This is a genomic window from Bradyrhizobium sp. NC92, from assembly GCF_025200865.1.
Lineage (GTDB): Bacteria > Pseudomonadota > Alphaproteobacteria > Rhizobiales > Xanthobacteraceae > Bradyrhizobium.
Window position 1 is genome coordinate 4464564 of the sequence record NZ_CP104171.1, and the last position, 23940, is coordinate 4488503.

Below are 23940 nucleotides of genomic sequence, written 5' to 3' on the forward strand. Positions count from 1 at the left end.
AGCGTAATTCCCGGCGAGGAGCGGACGTCTTGTCAGTGGCTTCGGTCATCTCGGTGCTTGACGACGACCCCTACGTTCGGGCCGCGATCAACAATCTCTTGGAATCGCGCGGATACAACGTCCACACATTCGCCTCGGCGGAAGAGTTCTTGAGCTCGACCGATTCGAGCGACACCTCGTGCGTCATCGCCGACGTGCAGATGCCGCTGATGAGCGGAATCGATCTGTTGACGCAGATGCGGGCGCAGGGTTCGGCCACGCCGTTCATATTCATCACAGCTTTCCCGGATGACGGCGTGCGTGTGCGGGCACTCAATGCGGGCGCAATCTGTTTTCTCGGTAAGCCGTTCGCTGCCTCGGATCTGATGCAATGCCTGGACCGTGCGCTGGCACCCGATCACCAAACCACGTCGTGAGCGCCCGCGGCCCACAAACGCGGCAGTGACCGAGATCGCCGCGCTGGCGGCCTACTCAGAAAATTCGCGGAACTTCGCCACACCGCGAGGCCTGCGCCGACCGTCTCAATCTACCTTGATGTTCGCCGCCTTGATGATCGGCCACCATTTCGCGATCTCGGCCTTTTGCCGCGTGGCGAGCGCTTCGGGCGTGAGCTGATCCTTGGGCGTCATCTCCAGGCCCTGGCTTTCGAGCTGCTTCCTCACCGCAGGATCGTTCAGTGCTTCCACGGCCGCGGCATTGAGCTTTGCGACGATCTCCTTCGGCGTGCCCTTCGGCACCCACATGCCCGACCACAGCGTCATGTTGAAGCCTTTGAGGCCCGCCTCCTCCGCGGTCGGGATCTCGGGCGCCGAGGCGAGGCGCTTGTCGTCGGTGACGGCGTAGGCGCGGATGGTGCCGGCGCGGACCTGGCTGATGGAGTTGGAGGTCTGGTCGACGATGATGTCGATCTGGCCGGCGATCAGGTCGTTCAATGCGGGCGCCGTGCCGCGATACGGCACGTATTGCAGCTTGATGCCGGAGACGCTCTCGAAATAGACGCCGGCGATGTGGCTGCCGGAGCCTGCGCCGGCCGTGCCGGCGGTCGGCGGCGACGGCCGCGACTTCAGCCAGTCCAATAGCTCCTTCAGCGAGGTCGCGGGCGCCGCGTTCTTGCTGACCACGATCATCGGATTGCTCGGCAGCAGCACCACCGGCTCGAGGTCGGCGACGAGGTCGTATTTGAGCTTGTAGACGGCGCCGTTGGCGACGTGGGTGCCGAGATGGCCGAACGAGATGGTGTAGCCGTCGGGCGGCGATTGCACGGCACGGCCGACCCCGATCGAGCCGCCTGCTCCGGTCACGTTCTCGACCACCAGGGGCTGGCCGAGCGAGACGCGCATCCGCTCGGCAAGCACGCGCGCCATCGCATCCGACGGCCCGCCGGCCGCGAACGGCACGATGATGGTGATGGGACGGGAGGGATAATCGTCGGCGCGCGCGACGCCTGCGACAGCGAGAACAGCAATCAGCGCAGCCCAGACGGCCTTCGTCATTGTCTTCTCCCCAGCGATGTCGATATTGTTCTTGCTCTTCCCGCGTACGGGAAGAGGGATCATTCGTGGCGTATTGCCGCGCTAGAACTGGGAATAGTCGATCGGCTTGTGACGATCGAGCGTACGGGTGACCGGCGGCAGCGGGTATTTCAGGCCGGTCGCGCAGTTGAACAGCATGACGCGGTCGGTCTTGCTGACGCGGCCGTCGGCGAGGCTCTCCTTGTAGGCGGCGTAGGTTGCGGCGCCCTCGGGACAGAGCAGCAGCCCCTCCTCGCGCGCGACCTCGTTCAGCGCCGCCGAGATCTTGTCGTCGTCGACCGCAATGGCAAAGCCCTTGCTCTCGCGCACCGCGCGCAGAATGAGAAAATCGCCGATCGCCTGCGGCACGCGGATGCCCGAGGCGATGGTGTGGGCGTCCTCCCAGCGCGTCGCGTGCTCGGTGCCGGCCTCATAGGCCCGCACCATCGGCGCGCAGCCCGAGGCCTGCACCGCAACCATGCGCGGGCGCTTTGATCCGATGAAGCCGATCTTCTCCAGCTCGTCGAAGGCCTTCCACATGCCGATCAGGCCGGTGCCGCCGCCGGTCGGATAGAAGATCACGTCGGGCACGTCCCAGCCAAGCTGCTCGGCGAGCTCCAGGCCCATCGTCTTCTTGCCTTCGATGCGGTACGGCTCCTTCAAGGTCGAGGTGTCGAACCAGCCGACCTTGGCCTTGCCCTCGCCGACGATCTTGCCGCAATCGTCGATATAGCCGTTGACGCGGTAGACGGTCGCGCCCTGGAGCTCGATCTCGCTGACGTTCACTTCAGGCGTATCCGCCGGGCAGAAGATCGTGGTCTTGATGCCGCAGGAGGTCGCATAGGCCGCCAGCGCCGCGCCGGCATTGCCGTTGGTCGGCATCGCCATGTGCTTGATGCCGAGCGCCTTGCCCATCGACACCGCCATGACCAGTCCGCGCGCCTTGAACGAGCCGGTCGGCAGGCGTCCCTCGTCCTTGACGATGATCTCGCCGCCGCCAAGCTTCTTGCCGAGCTTGGGCAGCCGGATCAGAGGCGTCGTGACTTCACCGAGCGAGACGATGTCCTTGCATTTGCGCACCGGCAGCAGCTCGCGATAGCGCCACATGTCGCCGGGGCGTTGGGCGAGTGCGTCCTTGGTCAGCGCCTTCTTCACGCCCGCGAGATCGTAGCGCACCAGAAGCGGCTTGCCGGCCTTGGAGAGGTTGTGGACCTGGTCGGCGGCGTAATGGTCGCCTTCCATGGCACATTCGAGATGGGTGACGAAGGTCGGGCGCTCGATGGTGAGGTTGTCATTGTCGTGCATGGGATGATTTCCTTCTTGTTCTGCAAACGGCTCTCTCTGCTCGTCATTGCGAGCGGAGCGAAGCAATCCAGAGTCTTTCCGCAGAGGCAGTCTGGATTGCTTCGCTGCGCTCGCAATGACGGCGGTCGGCGGCGATGCCAACCATCAAATATTCAATACCCGTCCATACGCATCCAGCACGGCTTCCTTCATCATCTCCGACAGCGTCGGATGCGGGAACACCGTGTGCATCAACTCTTCTTCCGTGGTCTCCAGGTTCATGGCGACGACGTAGCCCTGGATCAGCTCGGTGACCTCGGCGCCGACCATGTGTGCCCCTAACAGCTGGCCGGTCTTCTTGTCGAAGATCACCTTGACCAGGCCCTGATCCTCCCCGAGCGCGATCGCCTTGCCGTTGCCGACGAAGGGGAAGCGGCCGACGCGGATCTCGCGGCCGCTCTCCTTGGCCTTGGTTTCGGTCAAACCGACGGAGGCCACCTGCGGATGGCAATAGGTGCAGCCCGGGATCATGTTCTTGTCCATGGGATGCGGGTGCAGGCCCTTGATCGCCTCGACGCAGATCACGCCTTCATGTTCGGCCTTGTGCGCGAGCATCGGAGGACCGGAGACGTCGCCGATGGCATAGATGCCGGGAACGTTGGTCTTGCCGTAGCCGTCGACCACGATGATGCCGCGATCGGTTTTGACACCGACCTTTTCCAGGCCGAGATTCTCGATATTGCCGACGACGCCGACCGCCGAGATTACGCGCTCGAACTCGGTCGTGACGGGCTTGCCCTTGCCGTCGTCGATGGTGGCGACGACGCTGTCGGCCTTCTTCTCCAGCTTTGTCACCTTGGTGGAGGACATGATCTTGATGCCCTGCTTCTCCAGCCGCTTGCGGGCGAAGCCTGCGATCTCGGCGTCCTCGACAGGCAGGATCTGCGGCAGCACTTCCACCACGGTCACGTCGGAGCCCATGGTGTGGAAGAACGAGGCGAACTCGATGCCGATCGCGCCGGAGCCGACCACCAGCAGCGACTTCGGCATCCGCTCCGGCACCATTGCTTCAAAGTAGGTCCAGATCAGCTTCTTGTCGGGCTCGAGGCCGGGCAGCACGCGCGGCCGTGCGCCGGTCGCGACGATGATGTGCTTGGCCTGATAGGTCCCCTCGCCCAGCGCGCCCTTCGGGCCCTCGACGTCGGACTTCTTCACGGTGACCTTGCCGGGCGCATCGATCGAGGCGGCGCCCCAGATCACGCTCACCTTGTTCTTCTTCATCAGGAAGCCGACGCCGTCGTTCAGCCGCTTGGAGACGCCGCGCGAGCGCTGCACCACGGCCTTCGGATCGAACGAGACCTTCTCCGCCGACAGGCCGTAGTCTTTGGCGTGCTGCATGTAGTGGTAGATCTCGGCCGAGCGTAAGAGTGCCTTGGTCGGGATGCAGCCCCAGTTCAGGCAGATGCCGCCGAGATAGGACTTTTCGACGATCGCGGTCTTGAAGCCGAGCTGCGCGGCGCGGATCGCGGTGACATAGCCGCCGGGGCCGGAGCCGATGATGATGACGTCGAAGGATGTATCGGCCATGGCGGCTCCCGTTCAACTCAAGACGTGACGCCGCGTGCGCGGCGCTTGAAGACAACAAACCTGACCAGCCATTCGATGATCCCGACCAGGACCAGAATGGCCAGCGCGCTCAACACAATGGGTTGAGCGATGTTCCGCGACAATTGCTCGCCCGACAGGAAGGCGGACTGAAGAAAATCGAGCCCGATCGGGTTGAGCGCGACGATGGCTCCGAGTAGCAGCGATATCCATGGCCAGCGGGTCCGGACATGCAAGGTTGCCCCCTCTGCCGCCGCGTCAGACCATCATCATCACAGGGTTTTCGATCAGCTGCTTGAACGCGCCGATCAGCTCGGCGCCGAGGGCGCCGTCGATGGCGCGGTGATCGCAGGACAAGGTCACGCTCATCATGTTCGCGATCTCGATCTTGCCGCCGCGCACCACGGGACGCTCCTCGCTGGTGCCGACCGCGAGAATCGTCGCATGCGGCGGGTTGATCACGGCGGTGAAGTGGCTGATGCCATACATGCCGAGGTTGGAGACGGCGGTGGTGCCGCCCTGATACTCCTCGGGCTTCAATTTGCGGGAACGTGCGCGCGCCGCAAAGTCCTTCATCTCGTTGGAGATGGTCGAGAGCGTCTTGGTCTCGGCCTTGCGGATGATCGGCGTGATCAGGCCGCCGGGCATCGCAACGGCAACGCCGACGTCGGAATGATGGTGCTTGACCATGCCGCTTTCGGTCCAGCTCACGTTGCAGTTCGGGATCTTCTGCAGCGCCACCGCCATCGCCTTGATGACGAAGTCGTTGACCGAGATCTTGTAGAGCGGCTTCTTCTCCTTGTCCTTGGGTGCAGCCGCATTGATCTCCTCGCGCGCGGCGAGCAGCTTGCCGATGTCGCAGTCGATGGTGAGATAGAAATGCGGGACGTTCTGGATCGACGCAGTCAGGCGCTGCGCGATGGTGCGGCGCATGCCGTCATGCGGGACAATGTCGTACGAGCCTGGCTCGAACAGCGACAGGATCTGCTTGTCCGACATGGTCGGCGCGATCGCCGGCGCGCCTGACGGCGCCGCGGCGGGTGCCTTGAGGCCCTTGCCGGATTTGGCCTGCTCGACGTCACGCGCGACCACGCGGCCGTGCGGGCCGGTGCCGGTGACCATGCCGACATCGATGCCGGCTTCCTTGGCGAGGCGCCGCGCCAGCGGCGATGAGAACACGCGACCGCCATGGCCATTGGCCTGGGCGGCCGGAGCTGCGGGCTGCGGCGCGGGTGCTGCGGGCGGCGGCGCGGCCTTGGGCGCAGCAGGCGCTGGCGCGGCAGCCGGTGCGGCCGCTGGGGCTTCGGCGGCCTTCGGCGGCGCGGCCGAAGCGCTGGGCTTGGCACTCCCTGCGGCTTTCACGTCCTCGCCCTCACCGGCGAGCACGGCGATCACGTCGTTGACCGGAACGTCCTGCGTGCCCTCGGGCACCAGGATCTTGGCGATCGTGCCCTCGTCGATCGCCTCGACCTCCATGGTCGCCTTGTCGGTCTCGATCTCGGCAATGACGTCGCCGGATTTGACCTTGTCGCCTTCCTTCTTCAGCCACTTGGCGAGGTTGCCCTTCTCCATCGTCGGCGAGAGAGCGGGCATCAGGATGTTGATGGGCATGCTGACCTCAAGAAGAACTTTGCAAAACGTCGTCTCCGACAGCGGCGACGAACAGACCAGGTTTAGTTGCCGATGTCGCCCTGCCACAGGCGCTCATTGGCAGGGATGGAACGCCAATTCTTCATCATGGTGATGGAGCGATCGTCGGCAAGGTCGATCCAGGGGATGCCGAACTTGTCGAGGATATCCTTGGAGCCGGGGAACGTGATGGACTCTCCGATCACCACCAGCTTGACCTTGAACAGCGCGAGCGCGCCGGCGCACATCGAGCATGGCGACAGCGTCGTGTACATGACGGTATCGTGGAACGAGATCGCGCCGGCCTCGCGCAGGCAGCTCATCTCGCCGTGCAGGATGGGATTGTTCTCCTGGACGCGGTTGTTGTGGCCGCGGGCGATGATCTTGTTGTCGCGCGTCAGCACCGCGCCGATCGGCAGGCCGCCCTGCGCGATCGAGGCTTCGGCCTCGCGGATCGCCTCCAGCATGAAATCGTAATGATAGGATTCGATCGCCATGATCAGTGCCCCTTGCCGCGCGGCGTCGTGGTGCCGGTGTCGGTGGGACGCTCGATCTCGGCCTGGAACATGTCGAGGATCCGGTTCAGCGCGTCCTCCTCGGTGTATTCGCTCTCGCGCGCGTAGGCGCGCGCGGCGTGGCGGGCGAGATCGACGAGCAATAGCCCCCACATGTCGGGCTCCTCGAAGGCGCGCTGGAACGCCATCGACAGCCCGCCATCCAGCACGAAGACGCGCAGGATCTCGACCGCGTCGTCGCGGGTCATGACGTCGGGCGGCAGTGGCTGCTCCTTGGGGCCGCTCATTGCGACGAACTCGATGCGTCCTGGAGGACAAGAACCTTCCCGTCAAACTCTACTCCAATCGCTCGCTTCAGCATGGACCGGAGCGCAAGGAAACCAACGGCGAAAAACAAACCAGCCAAAACGACCGGCTGGAAGATCATCGCGTTGACGACGGTCGTGGCAGTGGCCGCAAATTCCGGATAGCCCAGCATGCGCGACAGGATCGCCACCAAAAGCATCACCGGAAACTCAACGACCATGACCACGAGCGGAATAGCCGCCGTAAAAGCCAGAGCTGCCAATATCCAGCGCCAGTAGATATGCCAGGTTAGCTTATACATGGTTGCCTATTCTACCTGTAGCAGACGGCTTTGGCGGCCTCGACCACCTCCGCCGCCGAGGGCAGCGCGAGCTTCTCCAGGTTCGCGGCATAGGGCATCGGCACGTCCTTGCCGGACACGCGCGTCACCGGCGCGTCGAGATAGTCGAAGGCGTTCTCCATGATGCGCGCGGCAATCTCGGCGCCGACGCCGCTCTGGGCCCAACCCTCTTCCACCGTCACGGCGCGGCCCGTCTTCTTGACCGAGTTGACGATGGTCTCGGTGTCCATCGGCCGCAACGTGCGCAGATCGATCACCTCGGCCTCGATGCCGTCCTTGGCAAGCTCGTCGGCGGCCTTCAGCGCATAGGTCATGCCGTTCGACCAGGAGATGATGGTGACGTGGCTGCCGGCGCGGACGATGCGCGCCTTGCCGATCGGGATGATGAAATCATCGAGCTTCGGCACTTCGCCGGTGTGGCCGTACAGCACCTCGTTCTCGAGGAAGATCACCGGATTGGGATCGCGGATCGCAGCCTTGAGCAGGCCCTTGGCATCGGCCGCCGAATAAGGGGCGACGACCTTGAGGCCCGGAACGTGCGAGTACCAGGCCGAGTAGTCCTGGCTATGCTGGGCGGCGACGCGCGCAGCCGCACCGTTCGGTCCGCGGAACACGATCGAGCAGCCCATCTGGCCGCCGGACATGTAGAGCGTCTTGGCCGCCGAGTTGATGATCTGGTCGATCGCCTGCATGGCGAAGTTGAAGGTCATGAACTCGACGATCGGCTTGAGGCCGGTCATCGCCGCACCGACGCCGACGCCGGCAAAGCCGTGCTCGGTGATCGGGGTGTCGATCACGCGCTTGGCACCGAACTCCTGCAGTAGCCCCTGGGTCACCTTGTAGGCGCCCTGATATTCGGCGACCTCTTCGCCCATCACGAACACGTCCGCGTCGCGCCGCATCTCTTCGGCCATGGCGTCGCGCAGCGCTTCGCGGATGGTCTGCGTCACCATTTCGGTGCCGGCGGGGACTTCCGGATCGGGCTCGGCGACGGCCTGCGGAGCAGGCGCAGCTTTCGGCGCAGGCGCCTCGGCCTTTGCTGCGGCTGGCGGCGCGGACTCCGCAGCCTTCGCGGCCGCTGCAGGTGCTTTGGCGAGATCGGCTGCGCTCTCGCCGTCGGCGAGGATGGTCGCGATCGGGGTGTTCACCGCGACGTCGGCGGTGCCCTCGGGGATCAGGATCTTGCCGAGCGTACCCTCGTCGGTCGCCTCGACCTCCATGGTCGCCTTGTCGGTCTCGATCTCGGCGATCACGTCGCCGGACTTGATCGTCTCGCCCTCTTTCTTCAGCCATTTGGCGAGGTTGCCCTTCTCCATCGTGGGCGACAACGCGGGCATCAGCACTTGAATTGGCATGTCTTCTCCAAGGAAAGCTTGCGCGCGTTTAGCGGTACACGTCGGTCCAGAGCTCGGCGGCATCCGGCTCGGGATCATGCTGGGCGAAATCGGCGGACGCATTGACGATGTCGCGCACCTCGGCGTCGATCGCCTTCAGATCGGCCTCGCTGACCTTGGCGGCGAGCAGGCGGTTGCGCACCTGCTCGATCGGGTCCTGGTCGTGGCGAACCTTCTCGACCTCCTCGCGCGTGCGATATTTTGCAGGATCGGACATCGAATGGCCGCGATAGCGGTAGGTCTGCATCTCCAGAATGAAGGGACCCTTGCCGGCGCGGCACCAGACCGCCGCCTCCTCGCCCGCCGCCTTCACGGCGCGGACGTCCATGCCGTCGACCTGCTTGCCGGGAATGTTGAAGGACGCGCCGCGCTTGGAAAAATCCTGCTGCGCCGAGGCGCGTGAGACCGAGGTGCCCATGGCGTAGCGGTTGTTCTCGATGACAAAGATCACCGGCAGCTTCCAGAGCTCCGCCATGTTGAAGCTCTCATAGACCTGGCCCTGGTTAGCCGCGCCGTCGCCGAAATAGGTGACGCTGACGTTACCGTTGCCGCGATAGTGATTGGCGAAGGCGAGGCCTGTGCCGAGCGAGACCTGCGCGCCGACGATGCCGTGACCGCCGTAAAAGTGCTTCTCCTTGCTGAACATATGCATGGAGCCGCCCTTGCCCTTGGAATAGCCGCCGCGGCGTCCTGTCAGCTCGGCCATCACGCCGTTGGCGTCCATGCCGGTCGCAAGCATGTGACCGTGGTCGCGATAGCCGGTGATGACCTGATCGCCCTCTTTGAGCGCCATCTGCATGCCGACCACCACGGCCTCCTGGCCGATATAAAGGTGGCAGAAGCCGCCGATGGCGCCCATGCCGTAGAGCTGGCCGGCCTTTTCCTCGAACCGCCGGATCAGGAGCATGTCGCGGAGCGCCTTGAGCTCCTGCTCCCTGGTGAATTCCGGGGGCGAACCGCCGTCGGACTTGTCCTGTGGAGCGCTTGCGGCGGCTTTCTTGGGTGCGGCCATGGGAATTCCGGGTCAGAGAAAACTTTCGCCCTCTCTAACCCAAGTCAAACGCCCTTGGAAAGCACCGCGGCGGCATGGCACGACTTTCATTATGCCGCACTGCAGCGCGATCGAAATATTGGAAAATCTTTGGCGCTGATCAGGCAACAAATCTATGCACGCCATGGCGTGCGCAGATTCGTGACCGGATCAAGAACGGTGCGTGCGCCAATCCCGACATTCGGAGCGGGCGGCGCCGAAGCGGCGCCGCCCTTCCGACCCGATCAGAAGAAGCCGAGCTTCTTCGGGCTGTAGCTGACCAGGAGGTTCTTGGTCTGTTGGTAGTGATCGAGCATCATCTTGTGGGTCTCGCGCCCGACACCCGACTGCTTGTAGCCGCCGAACGCCGCATGGGCGGGATAGGCGTGGTAGCAGTTGGTCCAGACCCGGCCGGCCTGGATCTCCCGGCCGAAGCGGTAGCAGCGATTGGCGTCGCGGCTCCAGACACCGGCACCCAAGCCGTAGAGCGTGTCGTTGGCGATCGCGAGCGCCTCTTCGTCGGTCTTGAAGGTCGTGACCGAGACGACGGGGCCGAAAATCTCCTCCTGGAAGATTCGCATCTTGTTGTGGCCCTCGAACACGGTCGGCTGGACGTAGAAGCCGCCGGTGAGATCGCCGCCGAGATCGGCGCGTCCGCCGCCGGCCAGCACCTTGGCGCCCTCCTGCTTGCCGATGTCGATATAGGAGAGGATCTTGCTGAGCTGCTCGCTGGAGGCCTGCGCGCCGATCATGGTGGCGGCATCACGCGGGTCGCCCTGCTTGATCGCGGCGACGCGCTTGAGCGCCCGCTCCATGAAACGGTCGTAGATGTCGGCGTGGACCAGCGCCCGGCTCGGACAGGTGCAGACCTCGCCCTGGTTCAGCGCGAACATGACGAAGCCCTCGATCGCCTTGTCGAAGAAATCGTCGTCCTCGGCGGTGACGTCCTTGAAGAAGATGTTCGGCGACTTGCCGCCGAGTTCCAGCGTCACCGGGATGAGATTCTGGCTGGCATATTGCATGATCAGCCGGCCCGTCGTGGTCTCGCCGGTGAAGGCGATCTTGGCGATGCGCGGGCTCGACGCCAGCGGCTTGCCGGCCTCGAGGCCAAAGCCGTTGACGATGTTGAGCACGCCCGGCGGCAGCAGGTCGGCGATGATCTCGGCCCAGACCATGATCGAGGCCGGGGTCTGCTCGGCGGGCTTGAGCACCACGCAATTGCCGGCGGCGAGCGCCGGCGCGAGCTTCCAGCAGGCCATCAGAAGCGGGAAGTTCCAGGGAATGATCTGGCCGACCACGCCGAGCGGCTCGTGGAAATGGTAGGCGATGGTGTCGTGGTCGATCTCGCCGATCGAGCCTTCCTGGGCACGCACCACGCCGGCGAAATAGCGGAAATGGTCGATCGCGAGCGGCAGGTCGGCGGCGCGCGTCTCGCGGATCGGCTTGCCGTTGTCCCAGGTCTCGGCAATCGCCAGGCGCTCGAGGTTTTCTTCCATGCGGTCGGCGATCCGGTTCAGGATCGCGGCGCGCTCGGCGACGCTGGTGCGGCCCCAGGCGGCCTTGGCGGCATGCGCCGCATCGAGTGCCGCCTCGACGTCCTGCGCGTCGGACCGCGCGATCTTGCAGACGACCTGGCCGGTCAGGGGCGAGGCATTATCGAAATATTTCCCGGAGATCGGCGCGACGAACTTGCCGCCGATGAAATTGTCGTAGCGTTCGGCAAAGGGAACTTTGGTGACGCTGAGGAATTCCACCTTGTTCATTGATCACTCCCGATGTTGCTGTTTGCGCTTGTCGTCGCCTGTTCGCGACTTGCGCAGACGATGATGCGGGAGGCGTTTTCTGTCAGCCCGGGCGGACGCGATCGCGGAGCGGACCTGTCGCAGTTCTGCGACAGTTGTACTCGCCCGTCAGAAGCAAGGAGCAATTGGCGCACCAGCGGCTTCCACCGTCATTGCGAGCTGCGCTCGCAATGACGATTGAGGAATAGCGCGGCCTAGTGGTTCAGCTCGAACCGCTTGAGCTTCCGGTGCAGCGTGGCGCGGCTGACGCCGAGGGCCTTGGCGGCGGCGGAAACGTTGCCGCCGGCGCGCAGCAGCGCGCGTTGCAGCACCGCACGCTGGCCTCCGGCAAGATGATCGTGCGCGGCATCACCGCCGAGAAGATCGGCCGCGGGCATCGGCCGCAACGCACCGCCGGTCGCGATGCCGAGCGCCAGCCGGGCGGAGCGCGTTGCGCCGATCACCAGATCGTCCACATCGACCGCAACGAGGCCGCCGCAGCTTCCGTCCGCCGCCTGCGTCAGCACGATGCGGGCATGGGCGAAGACCTTGCGAAACAGGTCGGCTTCGATCCGCTTGGCCGCCTCGCCCGCCGCGAGCGCGATCAGGCTGGCGAAGGCGTCGGTGCGGTCGGCGCGGCAGGAGGAGACGTCGAGCACGCCCGCGAGCGCCGCCTCGTGGTCGTAGATCGGAACGGCGGTGCAGCTCAGAAGCGTGTTGCGGGCAAAGAAGTGCTGGTCGCGATCGATGGTCAGCGGACGCTGCTCGACGAGGCAGGTGCCGATGCCGTTGGTGCCCTCATGCTCCTCGCTCCAGAGCGCGCCCGTCCACAGGCCCCAGGACTGAAACGTCGCATCGTCCGCCGCCGTGCCGCGGCGATCGACCGGCACGCCCTCGCGATCGGCGAGCAGCACACAGCAGCCCGCAGCGCCGACGGCCTGATATAGCCGGTCCATCGCGCCCTGCGCGGCCGCCAGAAGCGGCGCGATGCGCTCTCGCGCCTGCTGCAGCTCGGCTTCGGTCAGTCGCATCGGCGCGGCGCGACCGCTGGGATCAAGGTGATGCAATCGGGAGGAACGGCGCCACGAGGCCACGAGCGCGGAGCGAGCCGCCTGGCCTGACGCGATGGCGGCCTCGACACGGGCCGCGTGATGCCGGGGCATTGTCCCATTCATCACAGTTTCCTCCGGATAGCAGTGTAGGACGTGCCGGTGCTGTCCGGTTGATCTGCGTCAACTTCAGCGAGCGCCACCAAAGGCATGAGCCCGCCGCGGCGCCGCCGTCAAGGCAACCGCGCGGTTCCGGAGTTACGACCTTCGCAGGAGGCAAAAGGATAGAGTGGTCGGATTTCAGCAGCGACTTTCGCTGCGACTTTCAGAAGCTGCTGATGGCTAGTTCGCCGGGATCATCCGAACGAGATCGCGCGGATGGACATAGTCGAGCTGGAAGCGCGCCCGCTCGTCCAGCATGTCCGGGTCGATCTTCTCCGACCGCAGCAGCGACACCCGTTGCTCGCTCCTGGCCCGCTCGCGCTTGAGCTGAGCCAGCTCGCTCGTCAACGCGATGATCTCCTGATCCAGTTCCTGGCGGGCGTTGAGACCGTATTTGCCGGTATAGGCGTTGACGCCGAAATAGCCGACGATCGCCGCCGCCATCGCATAGAGGGCAAGGCCGGTCAGGATCGACTTCAGGCGCGCGCGTGAGACCATCTTCGGAAGATGGGACAGGTTGGTTAAGGGAGTGCTAATTGCCTCTCTCAATACGCCAATCGTCATGCCCCGGCTTGTCCCGGGCATCCACGTTCTTCAGTGAGGTCGGCAAAGACGTGGATGGCCGGGACAAGGCCCGGCCATGACGGAGAGAGCGAGAACTCAGCCCTGATTCTTCGCCACATGCGCGGCGAAGGCCTCGATGTATTGCTGCAGCACCGTCTTGAGGGAGTCCTTGGTCAGGTTGCCGTCAGCATCGAAGGCATCGCCGACGCCATTGAGATAGATTTCCGGCTGCTGAAGGATCGGACCGGAAATGCCAGGCAGGATGGTCTGCAGATGCTTGGCCGCACTGACGCCGCCGAGCGGACCCGGCGAGTTGGAGATGATGCCTACCGGCTTGCCGAGGAACGAGCTCTTGCCATAGGGCCGCGAGGCGACGTCGATGGCGTTCTTCAGGACGCCCGGGATCGAGCGGTTGTATTCGGGCGTGACGAACAGGACGCCGTTCGAACTCTTGAGCTTCTCGCGGAAGGCGAGCCAGTCCGCGGGCGGCGCGCCCTCGAGGTCCTGGTTGAAGAACGAGATGCCCGCCGGCGTGATCACCTCGAGCTTGAGCGAGGCAGGCGCGAGCTTGGCGAGCGCATTTGCGATCTTGAGCGAGAAGCCGTCCTTGCGCAGGCTGCCAGCGATCGTGACGATGTTGTAGGCCATTGGGTGTCCTTGAAGGCTTGAGCGGGAATGCCGGGAGGGCACTTAAGCCATCCGGGCCGATCGATGCAAGTGCATGAACTGGTCGGAATTGGAAACGCTGCGTTTCCGGAAATGGGTCCGCTTGCGCTCCACCCGGGCCACGATCAAAAGCAATCAGGCCGCCAAGCGCGGCCTGATGTGTCTCGATAACCGACCGAACCGATCACTTGTTCGGGTTGATGAGGAATTTTTCGCCGGTGGCGCGCTTGGCATAGACCCCGATATTGGCGAGATCGAGCGCCTCGGCGAGCGACACCACCTTGGTGTAATGGCTGGCGAAGGTGGTCTTGAGCTCGGATGCCACGCGCTGGCGCAGGCGGCCGATCTCGGCCGGGCCGATGTTCTGAAGGAATGGCGTGAGCAGCCAGCCGCCGACGCCCCAGCTGAGGCCGAACGAGCGGTTCAGCTCCGTCGGCCGCGTGTCGAGGCTGCCATAGATGTAGACCTGCTTGTACACGTTGGAGCCGTAGCGGCTGTATTCCTTCGCGGTCTTGTTGGCCGCGATCTCCATCGCGGTCAGGATCTGGCTCGCCAGCTTGCCGCCGCCGATGGCGTCGAAGGCGATGGTGGCGCCGGTCTCGACCAGCGCGTTGGTGAGATCGTCCATGAAGCTCGGTACGCTGGAATCCACGACGTATTTGGCGCCGATCTTGTGCAGGATGTCGGCCTGCTCCTTGTTCCTGACGATGTTGACGAGACCGATGCCGTCCTTGATGCAGATCTTGTTGAGCATCTGGCCGAGATTGGATGCGGCCGCCGTGTGCACGAGCGCCTTGTGGCCCTCCCGCCGCATCGTCTCGGTCATGCCGAGTGCGGTCAGCGGATTGACGAACCAGGAGGCGCCGTCCGCCGCCGTGGTGCCCGGCGGCAGCTCCATGACGTCGCGGACCTTCAGCACGCGGTACTGCGTGTACATCGCGCCGCCGATCATCGACACCGTCTTGCCCATCAGGGCCTTCGCTGCGTCCGACGATCCAGTCCGGATCACCGTGCCGGCGCCCTCATTGCCGACCGGCAGCGACTGATCGAATCTCGCCGCCATCATCCGCATCGCCGCCTCCGGCATCGTCGCGGTGATGACCGGCATCTCCTTGGTGCCGGAGGCCTTGGCGGCCGACATGTCGGCCGCCCCGATCAGCAGCCCGAGGTCTGACGGGTTGATCGGGGTCGCCTCGACGCGAACCACGACCTCATCGTCGGCCGGCTCCGGCGTCGGGACCGTCACGAGAGACAATTCCAGCTCGCCGCTTTTCTTGAGCAGCGAACGCAATTCCAGTCCGGTCTTGCCGTCACTCATGTCGATCCTCCCCTGTCCTTCTCTTCGCGCGGATCGAGACGCCGGCTTATGCCAGCGCCTTCAGTGCCGCCTTGCCGCCATAAAGCGCCTGCTTGCCGAGCTGCTGCTCGATGCGCAGGAGCTGATTGTATTTGGCGGTGCGGTCGGACCGCGCAAGGGAGCCGGTCTTGATCTGACCGCAATTGGTGGCGACCGCGAGGTCGGCGATGGTGGAATCCTCGGTCTCGCCGGAGCGGTGCGACATCACCGAGGTGTAGCCGGCCTTGTGCGCCATTTCGACGGCGGCGAGCGTCTCGGTCAGCGTGCCGATCTGGTTGACCTTGATCAGGATCGAGTTGGCGCGGCCGGTCTTGATGCCTTCGGCGAGGCGCTTGACGTTGGTGACGAAGAGGTCGTCGCCGACCAGCTGGCACTTCTTGCCGATCAGGTCGGTGAGCTCCTTCCAGCCGTCCATGTCGTCCTCCGACATGCCGTCCTCGATCGTCACGATCGGATAGCGCGAGACGAGGTCTGCAAGATATTTCGCCTGCTCGGAGATCGAGCGGGTCTTGCCCTCGCCTTCGTAGACGTATTTGCCGTCCTTGAAGAACTCGGTCGAGGCGCAGTCGAGGCCGAGCATGATGTCGGTGCCCGCCTTGAAGCCGGCCTTGCCGATCGCGTTCATGACGAAGTCGAGCGCGGCGTCGGCCGACGGCAGGTTAGGGGCGAAGCCGCCCTCGTCGCCGACATTGGTGTTGTGGCCGGCCTTCTTCAATTCGGACTTCAGCGTGTGGAAGACTTCCGCGCCGTAGCGCAAACCTTCGGCGAACGAGGATGCGCCGACCGGCAGGATCATGAATTCCTGGAAGTCGATCGGGTTGTCGGCGTGCACGCCGCCATTGATGATGTTCATCATCGGCACCGGCAGCAGGCGCGCCGAGGTGCCGCCGACATAGCGGTAGAGCGGCATGTCTAGCGAGTTCGCGGCCGCCTTGGCGCATGCCAGCGAGACGCCGAGAATGGCGTTGGCCCCGAGCCGGCTTTTGTTCGGCGTGCCGTCGAGGTCGATCATGATCTGGTCGATCTGGGCCTGCTGCTCGACGTCGAGGCCGCTGAGGGCCTCGAAGATCTCGCCGTTGACGGCGCCGACCGCCTTGGTCACGCCCTTGCCGAGATAGCGGGTCTTGTCGCCGTCGCGCAGTTCCACGGCCTCATGGGCGCCGGTGGAGGCGCCGGACGGAACCGCGGCGCGGCCGAGCGCGCCGTCCTCCAGCACGACATCGACCTCGACGGTGGGATTGCCCCGGCTATCGAGAATTTCGCGGCCGATGATGTCGATGATGGCGGTCATGATGTCCACTTCCGTTCGTTGGGGCTGATCGGTGCCGCGGGTCTTACACGGGCCGCAAGCAAATGTGAACGCTTGGACGCACTGCTCTGACTGACGCGTGAGGTGCCTCAGACTATGCTCCGCCGCACCTGGTCCGCGTGCCCAACCTCAATCTCAAACAGTCGGGGTAACGCCATGAATCGCCGCCAGTTTCTTGCTTCGAGCACCGCGCTGCTTGCCGCCCGCCCAGGTTTTGCGCAGGAAGGCCCGTTCCGGACGAGATACTATCCCATCAGCCCGGGCATCGGCCTGCATGATCTCACCCCCGCAGCCGACGGCACCATCTGGTTCACGGCGCAGGGCAAGGGCCTGCTCGGCAGACTCGATCCACGCGATGGCCGTTTCAAGACGGTCAGCCTCGGCCAGGGCGCGGCCCCACACGGCGTGACGATCGGCCCCGACGGCGCGCCCTGGATCACCGAGGGCGGCCAGAACGCGATCGCGCGGGTCAACCCTTCCGATCTCAGCGTCACGCTGTTCCGCCTGCCGGAAAGGTTCGCCTCAGCCAATCTCAACACCGGCGTGTTCGACAAGGACGGCACCTATTGGTTCACCGGGCAATCCGGCTATTACGGCCGGCTGTCTCCGAAGACCGGCGAGATGAATGTGTTCAAGGCGCCGAAGGGGGTCGGCCCCTACGGCATCACGGTAACCCCCAAGGGCGATGTCTGGTACGCCTCCCTCGCCGGCAGCCATATCGCGAAGATCGACCGCGCGGGCGGCAATGCGACCGTGGTCGAGCCGCCGACCCCGAACCAGGGCTCGCGGCGCGTCTGGTCGGATTCGAAAGGCCGGATCTGGGTCAGCGAGTGGAACAGCGGCCATGTCTCGGTGCATGATCCCGATGACGGCTCGTGGAAGACCTGGAAGCTGCCGGGCGAACGTCCCCGCGCCTATGCCGTGTATGTCGATGACAAGGACAAGGTCTGGCTGACCGATTTCTCCGCCAACGCCATCGTCCGCTTCGATCCCGCCACCGAGAAGTTCAACGTGTTCGTGAGCGACAAGGCCAACGCCAATGTCCGCCAGCTCGACGGCCGTCCGGGCGAGCTGTGGGGCTGCGAGTCCGGCAACGACCGCATCGTCATGATCCAGACGATCGCCGCCGGTTGACGACGGCCGCGATTGCGTCCATCCCGACATCCGTAAAAGGATGTGACGACGATGGCGAAAAAATCCCTCCAACTCGGCCGCGCGGTCGAGTGGCCGCACACGCCGGAAGAAGCCCAGCTCGACCGCGTGCCCAATCCGCAGAAAGGCACGGACTATCTGGTCCGCTTCACCGTGCCGGAATTCACCTCGCTCTGCCCGGTCACGGGCCAGCCGGATTTTGCGCATCTGATGATCGACTACGCGCCGGGGGCGTGGCTGCTGGAATCGAAATCGCTCAAGCTCTACATCGCGAGCTTCCGCAATCACGGCGCCTTCCACGAGGACTGCACCGTGATGATCGGCAAGCGCATCGCTTCCGAGATCAAGCCGAAATTCTTGCGCATCGGCGGCTATTGGTATCCGCGTGGCGGCATCCCGATCGACGTGTTCTGGCAGACCGGCCGCGTGCCGAAGGGCCTGTGGGTGCCTGAGCAAGGCGTCGCGCCCTATCGCGGACGGGGCTAGTTGGAGACGACGACGATGACATCAATCTCCGCAACATTCCGTAACTTTGCGCTAGGCGTCCTCGGCGTCCTCTTGCTGACCGGCACATCGGATGCCGCTGAGGTGCGGGTGATGATCTCCGGCGGACTGACGGCCGCCTACAAGGCGCTCGTGCCGGAATTCGAGAAGGCCACGGGCAACAAGGTGCTCACGGAATACGGGCCGTCGATGGGAACGACCGCCAACGCGATTCCCGTCCGGCTCGAGCGCGGCGAGCCGGCCGACGTCCTGATCATGGTGGGTTATGCCCTGAGCGACCTCGCGAGCAAAGGCAAGGTCGTCGCCGGCAGCGAGGTCGATCTCACGAGGTCGCCGATCGGAATCGCGGTGAAATCGGGCGCGCCGAAGCCGGACATCAGCTCGGCCGATGCCGTCAAGCGCGCGCTGCTGGCGGCGAAGACGATAGCCTATTCCGACAGCGCCAGCGGCGTCTACGTCTCGACCGAGATGTTCGACAAGCTCGGCATTGCCGACGTCATGAAGGACAAGGCCCGCAAGATTCCGGCAACGCCGGTCGGCGAGATCGTCGCGCATGGCGAGGCCGAGCTCGGCTTTCAGCAGATCAGCGAATTGAAGCCCGTCAAGGGCATCGACATCGTCGGACCGCTGCCGGACGAATTGCAGAAGATTACGATCTTCTCGGCTGGGATTGCGACGGGAGCGAAGGAGCCGGACGCTGGCCGCGCCTTGATAAACTTCCTCGCCTCCCTCGCCGCGCGCGACGCGATCATCGCGAGCGGGATGGAGCCGATTCCGGCGGCTGACGGGGCGAAGTGAGACAACCCGGCCCGTGTCCGGACGCGGTGCAGCGTGAAACGCTGCGCCGCTGGCGCGGACCCGGCGCGACGAATTTCTGGACCCCATAGCAGATCGACGTTGCGCGCGTGGCTTACCTCTGCGAGTCAGTATATCTAGCCCAATCTAGGAACGCTTAGCTATGCTCACCGTCTATGGCGAAGGTCGTGGCTTCCGTGTTGTTTGGCTGCTTGAGGAATTGGGGTTGGCTTATCGGCTGCGCCCGGTCGATCTGCTGGCAGCCGAGGTTGATCGCGATTTCCTCGCGATCAACCCCGCCGGCTTCATTCCCGCACTGCAGGACGGCGAGACGATCATGGTCGAGTCGATCGCGATTCTTGAGTACCTGCTCGCCCGCCATCGCTCAGATTCGCTGGCCGTCGCCCCGGACGATCCCGCGTTCGCTTCCTATCTGCAATTTCTCCACTTGGGCGAGGCCGGGCTCGCCGGACCGATGAACGCCGTCTTGGTCGGTCGCCAACTGGCACCCGAAGCCGAGCGAAATGCCCGGGTTACTTGCTGGGCGCTCGAGACCTTCGAGAGCCGCCTGGGGTTGGTGATCCGCCGCCTCGCGGAGTGCCCCTATCTCGCTGGCGACCGATTCACTGCTGCCGATATCTCGGTGAGCTACGCCCTCCTGCTCGGCCTGCGAACTGGCAACTACGTCCCCGGTTCTACCGAGCGGGACTATCTCGCTCGCACGACGGCACGCCCTGCCTACGCCCGAGCGATGGAAAGCTGCCAGGCCACCAAGGCTTGGGCGGCGAGATCACCGGGATTGTAGTGCTCGAGCCCGCTCCTGCCCAACAAGCTTACGAGTTGACGGCCTAATACGCGCTCAGGAGATCGACCTTCGCATTCGCCAGCACCAGCCGCCGCGCCAGGATCGCGGCGAGGTTGCGCATGATCTTCAACGACGTTTCGGGGTGCAACCGGCGGTAATCGGCAAAGCTGTCGAGCGGCAGTTCGAGGCAGGTGACGGGCGTGTCGGCCAAGACGTCGGCGCTGCGGCTTTGCTCCAGGATCGCCATCTCGCCGAATTCCATGCCGGGGCCGAGGGAAGCGAGCCTCACGCCGCTGCGCAGCTTCACGCTGACCATGCCGCTCTGGAGAAAGAACAGCGAATTGGCGGGCTCGCCTGCCGCGATGATGCGCTGGCCGGCCGCGTAATGCCGCGTGGTCGACAGCTTGATGATCGCGGCGATCTCCTCGGCGTCGAGCTCGGCCAGCAGCGCCTGCTCGCCGAGATGCGCGCTCTCCTTGAGATCGGTGAAGCCGCCGAAGCGGTAGATCACCTGGTCTTCGGCCCATTCGATGGCATCGTCGAGCAGTGCGAAGCGGCGCAGCCGACGCGGCTCGGCGGTGCGCGCGGCGATCGCGCGCCACACCGCGGAGGTGCCCTCGAAGCCGGACAGAATGGTCGTGGCGCCGGCATTGCCGAGCGCAGTCAGCGTCTCGCCGAACAGCTCGGCGCCGGCCGCGGTGATGTCGGGGACGCGGCGGAAATCGATGATCAGCAGCGGTGCGTTCGGCGGCTCGCTGGTGAGCCGTCGGGTGACGTAGTCGATCGTGGCGAAATTCATCGCACCGACCAGCTCGAGCACGCGGATGTCGCTGTGTCGTTCGTCGAGGATCTGCTGCTCGTGTGGCTGGCGGCTGCGACGCGAGGAGATGCCGTAGACGTCGTAATCCGCCATGATGCTGGTGCGGACGTCGGCGTTGCGATTGAGCATGTGCAGGTCGAACCGCGCCGACAGCGCCTCGCAGACCTTCAGGCCGCGCACGCTGTTGAAATGGTTGTCGAGCAGCGGCGAGAACGTGCCGAGCCCGAGCTGCGAGGGCAGCGCCGCGACGATGCCGCCGCCGACGCCGCTCTTGGCGGGAATGCCGACGCGATAGGTCCACTCACCGGCATAGTCGTACATGCCTGAGCTCGTCATCACCGAGAGCGTGCGCGCGACGATATGCGGCGTGATCACCTGCACGCCCGTCACCGGATTGATGCCCCGATTGGCGAGCGTTGCCGCCATCACCGCGAGGTCGCGCGCGGTGACCAGGATCGCGCATTGGCGGAAATAGACGTCGAGCACGGCATCGACGTCGTCGGGCAGCACCGCGTAATTCCGCAGCAGCCACGCAATTGCCCGATTGCGATTGCCGGTCGCGGTCTCCGACGCGTGTACGGCCTCGTCGACGCCGAGCTCGCGGCCGGCGAACGCGCTGAGCTTGGCGCGGACGCGCTCGAAGGCGCCCTTCCCTTCGACCTCATAGATCAGGCCCGAGCACGCGATCGCGCCGGCATTGACCATAGGGTTGAAGGGACGGTTGTCGTTGGTGAGCCGGATCGAGTTGAAGGCCTCGCCGCTCGGCTCGACGCCGATCGTGGCCGAGACGCGCGCCTCGCCGACCATCTCCAGCGCCAGCGCGAAGACGAAGGCTTTAGACACCGACTGGATCGTGAACGGCACCTCGCTGTCGCCGACCTCGTAGACATGGCCGTCGATGGTGACGAGCGCGATGCCGAAATGATCGGGATTGGCGCGCTTCAGCTCGGGAATGTAGTCGGCAAGCTCGCCGGAATTGTCGGTCCGGAATTCGGCGTGGCAATCGGTGAGGAAGCGCCGCAGCGGCGGCTTGGTGGGATATCCGGTCGAGCGGGCTGGACCGGCTGCGCTGGCCGAATGACTGGTCTGGACGTCCACGGTCTCACACCTCGATTTGCCCAGAATCGAAGCAATTCGTGTGCCATGTATACCGGGCCGATGGTGTCGTGGTGGGGAGCGACGGCCCCTGGAGCCGCCGAATCGACGTTAACGCGCATCCGCCGGCGCGCGCGATCTGAGGAAGCGCGCGCAGGCGAGGCCCAGCACCACCATGATCGCGGCGCTTGCGAGCAATGTCGGCACCTTGCCGCCATGCTGGAGCCCGAAGCCATAGGCGAGCGGTCCCACCGTCTGCCCCATGAAGAAGAAGAACGAATGCAGCGACATCGCTGTCGCGCGCGCACCGATCGACAGCTCGCTGGCGAACACCTGCAGGCAGCCATGGATCATGTAGAAGCCCCAGCCCATCGCCAGCATGCTGACGAATTGCAGCTTCCAGCCGGGACCGAAGGCGAGCGCGCCGAGCTGCAACGCCACGAGGCTCGCGCCCGCGATCATCATGCCCTTGACGCCGAGCCGCGGCAGCATGCGCGAGACGGTGAGCGTGTAGAGCAACCCGCCGACCGCGAATCCCGCGATCACGATGCCCGCGATCGAGAGGGATTTCTCGCCGAGATCGAACAGGAACGCGGCGATGAAGGGAAACAAGCCGAACACGCAGCAGCCTTCGACGAACACGGCCGAATAGCTGTAGCGCGTGTTGGGATTGGAGAAGATCGTGCGGTAGCCCTGCCGCAACGTCCTGAAATCCGTCTTCGGCGGCGCCGTCAGCGCGGCCCCGCGAAATCCTGCCGCAACCGCCACGGCCGCGATCAGCCCGAGCGCGCCGAGGATCACGAGCACGCCGCGCCAGCCGATGAAATCGCCGATGATTCCGCTGGCGGACGAGCCGAGCAGATTGCCGGTCATCGAGCCCGCCATCGTGCGCCCGATCGCAACCTGCCGCTTGGCCGGCGCGACGAGATCGGCGGTGAGGCCGAGCGCGACGGGGAACACGCCGCCCGCGGCAATTCCGGCCAGGATGCGGCTTGCGAACAATCCGGAGAAGGAGGTGGCGAGCGCGCCGAGGATGCAGGCGACGCCGAGCAGCGCCAGGCATGCCGTCATCAATCGCGCCTTGCCGAACAGATCGGCGGCCGCTCCGATCGCCGGCTGAACCAGCGCGTAGATCAGGGCAAAGCCGGCCGCGATGCTGGCGGCCGTCGTGATGCTGATGGCGAAATCATCCGCGACATGCGGCAGGACGGGATCGAGCGCGCGCGTCGACAGTGCGGCTGAGAAGCCGGCGAGCGCAATGATGTTGATCGCGGGCGGAAACTTCTGATCGGACGACGGCCTGGTCCCAGGCTGGTGCATCAGCGCCTGGTGCCCTTTGACGTACTTTTGGCCAGCGCATCGAACGCCATCAATCGCACGACCAGCCCCTCGAACTCGCGCAGCGGCACCATGTTCGGACCGTCCGAAGGCGCGCGATCGGGATCGGGATGGGTCTCGATGAAGACGCCGGCAACGCCGACCGCGACAGCTGCACGCGCCAGCACCGGCACGAATTCGCGCTCGCCGCCCGAGGACGTCCCCTTCCCGCCCGGCTGCTGCACCGAATGGGTGGCGTCGAATATGACGGGCGCGCCGGTGGTGCGCGCAAGGATCGGCAGCGCGCGCATGTCGGACACGAGCGTGTTGTAGCCGAACGAGGCGCCGCGCTCGGTGACGAGCACGTTCGGATTGTTCGCGCTGGTGATCTTGGCGACGACATTGGCCATATCCCAGGGCGCCAGGAACTGGCCCTTCTTGACGTTGACGACCTTGCCGGTCGCAGCCGCCGCCAGCAGCAGATCGGTCTGCCGGCACAGGAAGGCCGGAATTTGCAGGATGTCCACCGCCTGCGCCACCTCGGCACATTGGGTGGCTTCGTGCACGTCGGTCAGCACAGGCAAGCCGAGCGAGGATCGGATCTCCGCGAAGATCGGCAGCGACTGCGCAAGGCCCAGCCCGCGCGCCGCCGCCGCGCTGGTGCGGTTGGCCTTGTCGAACGAGGTCTTGTAGACGAGGCCGATGTTCAGCCGCGCCGCGATCTCCTTCAGCGCGGAGGCGACCTCCAGCGCATGCTCGCGGCTCTCCAGCTGGCAGGGCCCAGCAATGACCGAGATCGGCAGATCATTGCCGAATTTGACCCTGCCGACGGTGACGACCGGCGCTGCTGACGTCGAAGAGCTCAAGGCAAATCCCTCGTTTCGGCGCGACCATAGCCGCCATGAGGGTCGGATCAACCCTCTTCCGCCCGGGCGGTCCGAATATCAGGG

General features: G+C 64.9%; 25 protein-coding genes. 6 read left to right on the plus strand and 19 right to left on the minus strand.

Annotated elements, in window-relative coordinates:
* Positions 1–29 precede the first annotated feature (29 nt).
* Positions 30–416, plus strand: a complete 387-nt coding sequence (locus N2602_RS20895) for a response regulator transcription factor (RefSeq protein WP_212257297.1) — start codon at positions 30–32, stop codon at positions 414–416.
* Between the two features lie 105 nt (positions 417–521).
* Here N2602_RS20895 and N2602_RS20900 read toward each other — a convergent pair whose 3' ends face one another.
* The 10 genes from N2602_RS20900 to pdhA form a co-directional block, all read right to left on the minus strand.
* Positions 522–1493: a tripartite tricarboxylate transporter substrate binding protein BugD gene (locus tag N2602_RS20900; protein WP_172783644.1), complete on the minus strand. Its 972-nt coding sequence runs from the start codon at positions 1491–1493 to the stop codon at positions 522–524.
* A gap of 81 nt (positions 1494–1574) precedes the next feature.
* A complete protein-coding gene (locus N2602_RS20905; protein ID WP_172783643.1) occupies positions 1575–2816 on the minus strand; it encodes a threonine synthase in 1242 nt (413 codons plus the stop codon).
* Between the two features lie 144 nt (positions 2817–2960).
* Positions 2961–4382, minus strand: a complete 1422-nt coding sequence (gene lpdA / locus N2602_RS20910) for a dihydrolipoyl dehydrogenase (RefSeq protein WP_260379281.1) — start codon at positions 4380–4382, stop codon at positions 2961–2963.
* A 17-nt stretch (positions 4383–4399) separates the two neighbouring features.
* On the minus strand, positions 4400–4636 hold the full coding sequence (locus N2602_RS20915) for a hypothetical protein (RefSeq protein ID WP_260379282.1): 237 nt from the start codon (positions 4634–4636) through the stop codon (positions 4400–4402).
* A gap of 22 nt (positions 4637–4658) precedes the next feature.
* A complete protein-coding gene (locus N2602_RS20920) occupies positions 4659–6011 on the minus strand; it encodes a pyruvate dehydrogenase complex dihydrolipoamide acetyltransferase (RefSeq protein WP_172783640.1) in 1353 nt (450 codons plus the stop codon).
* Between the two features lie 62 nt (positions 6012–6073).
* Complete coding sequence (locus N2602_RS20925) at positions 6074–6526, minus strand: nucleoside deaminase (RefSeq protein ID WP_260370650.1); 453 nt, start codon at positions 6524–6526, stop codon at positions 6074–6076.
* A gap of 2 nt (positions 6527–6528) precedes the next feature.
* Complete coding sequence (locus tag N2602_RS20930; RefSeq protein WP_172783638.1) at positions 6529–6831, minus strand: DUF5076 domain-containing protein; 303 nt, start codon at positions 6829–6831, stop codon at positions 6529–6531.
* Positions 6828–7151, minus strand: a complete 324-nt coding sequence (locus tag N2602_RS20935) for a hypothetical protein (RefSeq protein ID WP_172783637.1) — start codon at positions 7149–7151, stop codon at positions 6828–6830. The genes N2602_RS20930 and N2602_RS20935 overlap by 4 nt, the downstream gene beginning before the upstream one ends.
* Positions 7152–7162: 11 nt before the next feature.
* The gene (locus tag N2602_RS20940) at positions 7163–8545 is read right to left on the minus strand and encodes a pyruvate dehydrogenase complex E1 component subunit beta (protein ID WP_212257197.1); all 1383 of its coding nucleotides are present in this window, start codon (positions 8543–8545) and stop codon (positions 7163–7165) included.
* 28 nt (positions 8546–8573) lie between these two features.
* Positions 8574–9596, minus strand: coding sequence for a pyruvate dehydrogenase (acetyl-transferring) E1 component subunit alpha (pdhA, locus tag N2602_RS20945; protein WP_260379283.1), 1023 nt, complete (start codon positions 9594–9596; stop codon positions 8574–8576).
* A 54-nt stretch (positions 9597–9650) separates the two neighbouring features.
* On the opposite strand from pdhA, the gene N2602_RS20950 reads away from it, so the two are divergent.
* Positions 9651–9890 carry a hypothetical protein gene (locus N2602_RS20950; protein WP_260379284.1) on the plus strand — a complete coding sequence of 80 codons (240 nt, stop codon included), beginning with the start codon at positions 9651–9653 and terminating at the stop codon, positions 9888–9890.
* On the opposite strand, the gene adh is transcribed toward N2602_RS20950, so the two are convergent.
* The 6 genes from adh to eno form a co-directional block, all read right to left on the minus strand.
* Positions 9860–11377 (minus strand): aldehyde dehydrogenase, encoded by a 1518-nt coding sequence (gene adh, locus N2602_RS20955; protein ID WP_172783634.1) that lies wholly within the window; start codon positions 11375–11377, stop codon positions 9860–9862. The two genes, N2602_RS20950 and adh, sit on opposite strands and share 31 nt — an antisense overlap.
* 233 nt (positions 11378–11610) lie before the next feature.
* Complete coding sequence (locus N2602_RS20960) at positions 11611–12570, minus strand: GAF domain-containing protein (protein WP_260379285.1); 960 nt, start codon at positions 12568–12570, stop codon at positions 11611–11613.
* 216 nt (positions 12571–12786) lie between these two features.
* Complete coding sequence (locus tag N2602_RS20965; RefSeq protein WP_025036496.1) at positions 12787–13104, minus strand: septum formation initiator family protein; 318 nt, start codon at positions 13102–13104, stop codon at positions 12787–12789.
* Between the two features lie 162 nt (positions 13105–13266).
* Complete coding sequence (locus N2602_RS20970) at positions 13267–13818, minus strand: NADPH-dependent FMN reductase (protein WP_260379286.1); 552 nt, start codon at positions 13816–13818, stop codon at positions 13267–13269.
* Between the two features lie 202 nt (positions 13819–14020).
* Positions 14021–15154: a zinc-binding dehydrogenase gene (locus N2602_RS20975; protein ID WP_212257200.1), complete on the minus strand. Its 1134-nt coding sequence runs from the start codon at positions 15152–15154 to the stop codon at positions 14021–14023.
* A gap of 46 nt (positions 15155–15200) precedes the next feature.
* Positions 15201–16484, minus strand: coding sequence for a phosphopyruvate hydratase (gene eno / locus N2602_RS20980; RefSeq protein WP_260379287.1), 1284 nt, complete (start codon positions 16482–16484; stop codon positions 15201–15203).
* Between the two features lie 174 nt (positions 16485–16658).
* Here eno and N2602_RS20985 point away from each other — a divergent pair, with 174 nt between their 5' ends.
* From N2602_RS20985 to N2602_RS21000, 4 genes are all read left to right on the plus strand, one after another.
* On the plus strand, positions 16659–17636 hold the full coding sequence (locus tag N2602_RS20985; protein ID WP_260379288.1) for a lyase: 978 nt from the start codon (positions 16659–16661) through the stop codon (positions 17634–17636).
* Between the two features lie 51 nt (positions 17637–17687).
* Positions 17688–18140, plus strand: coding sequence for a preQ(1) synthase (gene queF / locus N2602_RS20990; protein WP_061881832.1), 453 nt, complete (start codon positions 17688–17690; stop codon positions 18138–18140).
* A 15-nt stretch (positions 18141–18155) separates the two neighbouring features.
* Positions 18156–18956, plus strand: coding sequence for a substrate-binding domain-containing protein (locus N2602_RS20995; protein WP_260379289.1), 801 nt, complete (start codon positions 18156–18158; stop codon positions 18954–18956).
* Between the two features lie 160 nt (positions 18957–19116).
* A complete protein-coding gene (locus tag N2602_RS21000; protein WP_260379290.1) occupies positions 19117–19758 on the plus strand; it encodes a glutathione S-transferase family protein in 642 nt (213 codons plus the stop codon).
* Between the two features lie 43 nt (positions 19759–19801).
* Here the strand turns inward: N2602_RS21000 and glsA are convergent, their stop codons facing one another.
* From glsA to kdsA, 3 genes are all read right to left on the minus strand, one after another.
* Positions 19802–21676, minus strand: a complete 1875-nt coding sequence (gene glsA / locus N2602_RS21005; RefSeq protein ID WP_260379291.1) for a glutaminase A — start codon at positions 21674–21676, stop codon at positions 19802–19804.
* Positions 21677–21784: 108 nt separating this feature from the next.
* Complete coding sequence (locus tag N2602_RS21010) at positions 21785–22993, minus strand: MFS transporter (RefSeq protein ID WP_260379292.1); 1209 nt, start codon at positions 22991–22993, stop codon at positions 21785–21787.
* Positions 22993–23856 carry a 3-deoxy-8-phosphooctulonate synthase gene (gene kdsA, locus N2602_RS21015; protein ID WP_260379293.1) on the minus strand — a complete coding sequence of 288 codons (864 nt, stop codon included), beginning with the start codon at positions 23854–23856 and terminating at the stop codon, positions 22993–22995. The genes N2602_RS21010 and kdsA overlap by 1 nt, the downstream gene beginning before the upstream one ends.
* Between the last annotated feature and the right edge of the window lie 84 nt (positions 23857–23940).

Bases quoted from the DNA above. Each gene is read 5' to 3' on its own strand.
- N2602_RS20900 (WP_172783644.1), bottom strand. From the start codon at position 1,493: ATGACGAAGGCCGTCTGGGCTGCGCTGATTGCTGTTCTCGCTGTCGCA.
- N2602_RS20905 (WP_172783643.1), bottom strand. From the start codon at position 2,816: ATGCACGACAATGACAACCTCACCATCGAGCGCCCGACCTTCGTCACC.
- lpdA (WP_260379281.1), bottom strand. From the start codon at position 4,382: ATGGCCGATACATCCTTCGACGTCATCATCATCGGCTCCGGCCCCGGC.
- N2602_RS20920 (WP_172783640.1), bottom strand. From the start codon at position 6,011: ATGCCCATCAACATCCTGATGCCCGCTCTCTCGCCGACGATGGAGAAG.
- N2602_RS20925 (WP_260370650.1), bottom strand. From the start codon at position 6,526: ATGGCGATCGAATCCTATCATTACGATTTCATGCTGGAGGCGATCCGC.
- N2602_RS20930 (WP_172783638.1), bottom strand. From the start codon at position 6,831: ATGAGCGGCCCCAAGGAGCAGCCACTGCCGCCCGACGTCATGACCCGC.
- N2602_RS20935 (WP_172783637.1), bottom strand. From the start codon at position 7,151: ATGTATAAGCTAACCTGGCATATCTACTGGCGCTGGATATTGGCAGCT.
- N2602_RS20940 (WP_212257197.1), bottom strand. From the start codon at position 8,545: ATGCCAATTCAAGTGCTGATGCCCGCGTTGTCGCCCACGATGGAGAAG.
- pdhA (WP_260379283.1), bottom strand. From the start codon at position 9,596: ATGGCCGCACCCAAGAAAGCCGCCGCAAGCGCTCCACAGGACAAGTCC.
- adh (WP_172783634.1), bottom strand. From the start codon at position 11,377: ATGAACAAGGTGGAATTCCTCAGCGTCACCAAAGTTCCCTTTGCCGAA.
- N2602_RS20960 (WP_260379285.1), bottom strand. From the start codon at position 12,570: ATGAATGGGACAATGCCCCGGCATCACGCGGCCCGTGTCGAGGCCGCC.
- N2602_RS20965 (WP_025036496.1), bottom strand. From the start codon at position 13,104: ATGGTCTCACGCGCGCGCCTGAAGTCGATCCTGACCGGCCTTGCCCTC.
- N2602_RS20970 (WP_260379286.1), bottom strand. From the start codon at position 13,818: ATGGCCTACAACATCGTCACGATCGCTGGCAGCCTGCGCAAGGACGGC.
- N2602_RS20975 (WP_212257200.1), bottom strand. From the start codon at position 15,154: ATGAGTGACGGCAAGACCGGACTGGAATTGCGTTCGCTGCTCAAGAAA.
- eno (WP_260379287.1), bottom strand. From the start codon at position 16,484: ATGACCGCCATCATCGACATCATCGGCCGCGAAATTCTCGATAGCCGG.
- N2602_RS20985 (WP_260379288.1), top strand. From the start codon at position 16,659: ATGAATCGCCGCCAGTTTCTTGCTTCGAGCACCGCGCTGCTTGCCGCC.
- queF (WP_061881832.1), top strand. From the start codon at position 17,688: ATGGCGAAAAAATCCCTCCAACTCGGCCGCGCGGTCGAGTGGCCGCAC.
- N2602_RS20995 (WP_260379289.1), top strand. From the start codon at position 18,156: ATGACATCAATCTCCGCAACATTCCGTAACTTTGCGCTAGGCGTCCTC.
- N2602_RS21000 (WP_260379290.1), top strand. From the start codon at position 19,117: ATGCTCACCGTCTATGGCGAAGGTCGTGGCTTCCGTGTTGTTTGGCTG.
- N2602_RS21010 (WP_260379292.1), bottom strand. From the start codon at position 22,993: ATGCACCAGCCTGGGACCAGGCCGTCGTCCGATCAGAAGTTTCCGCCC.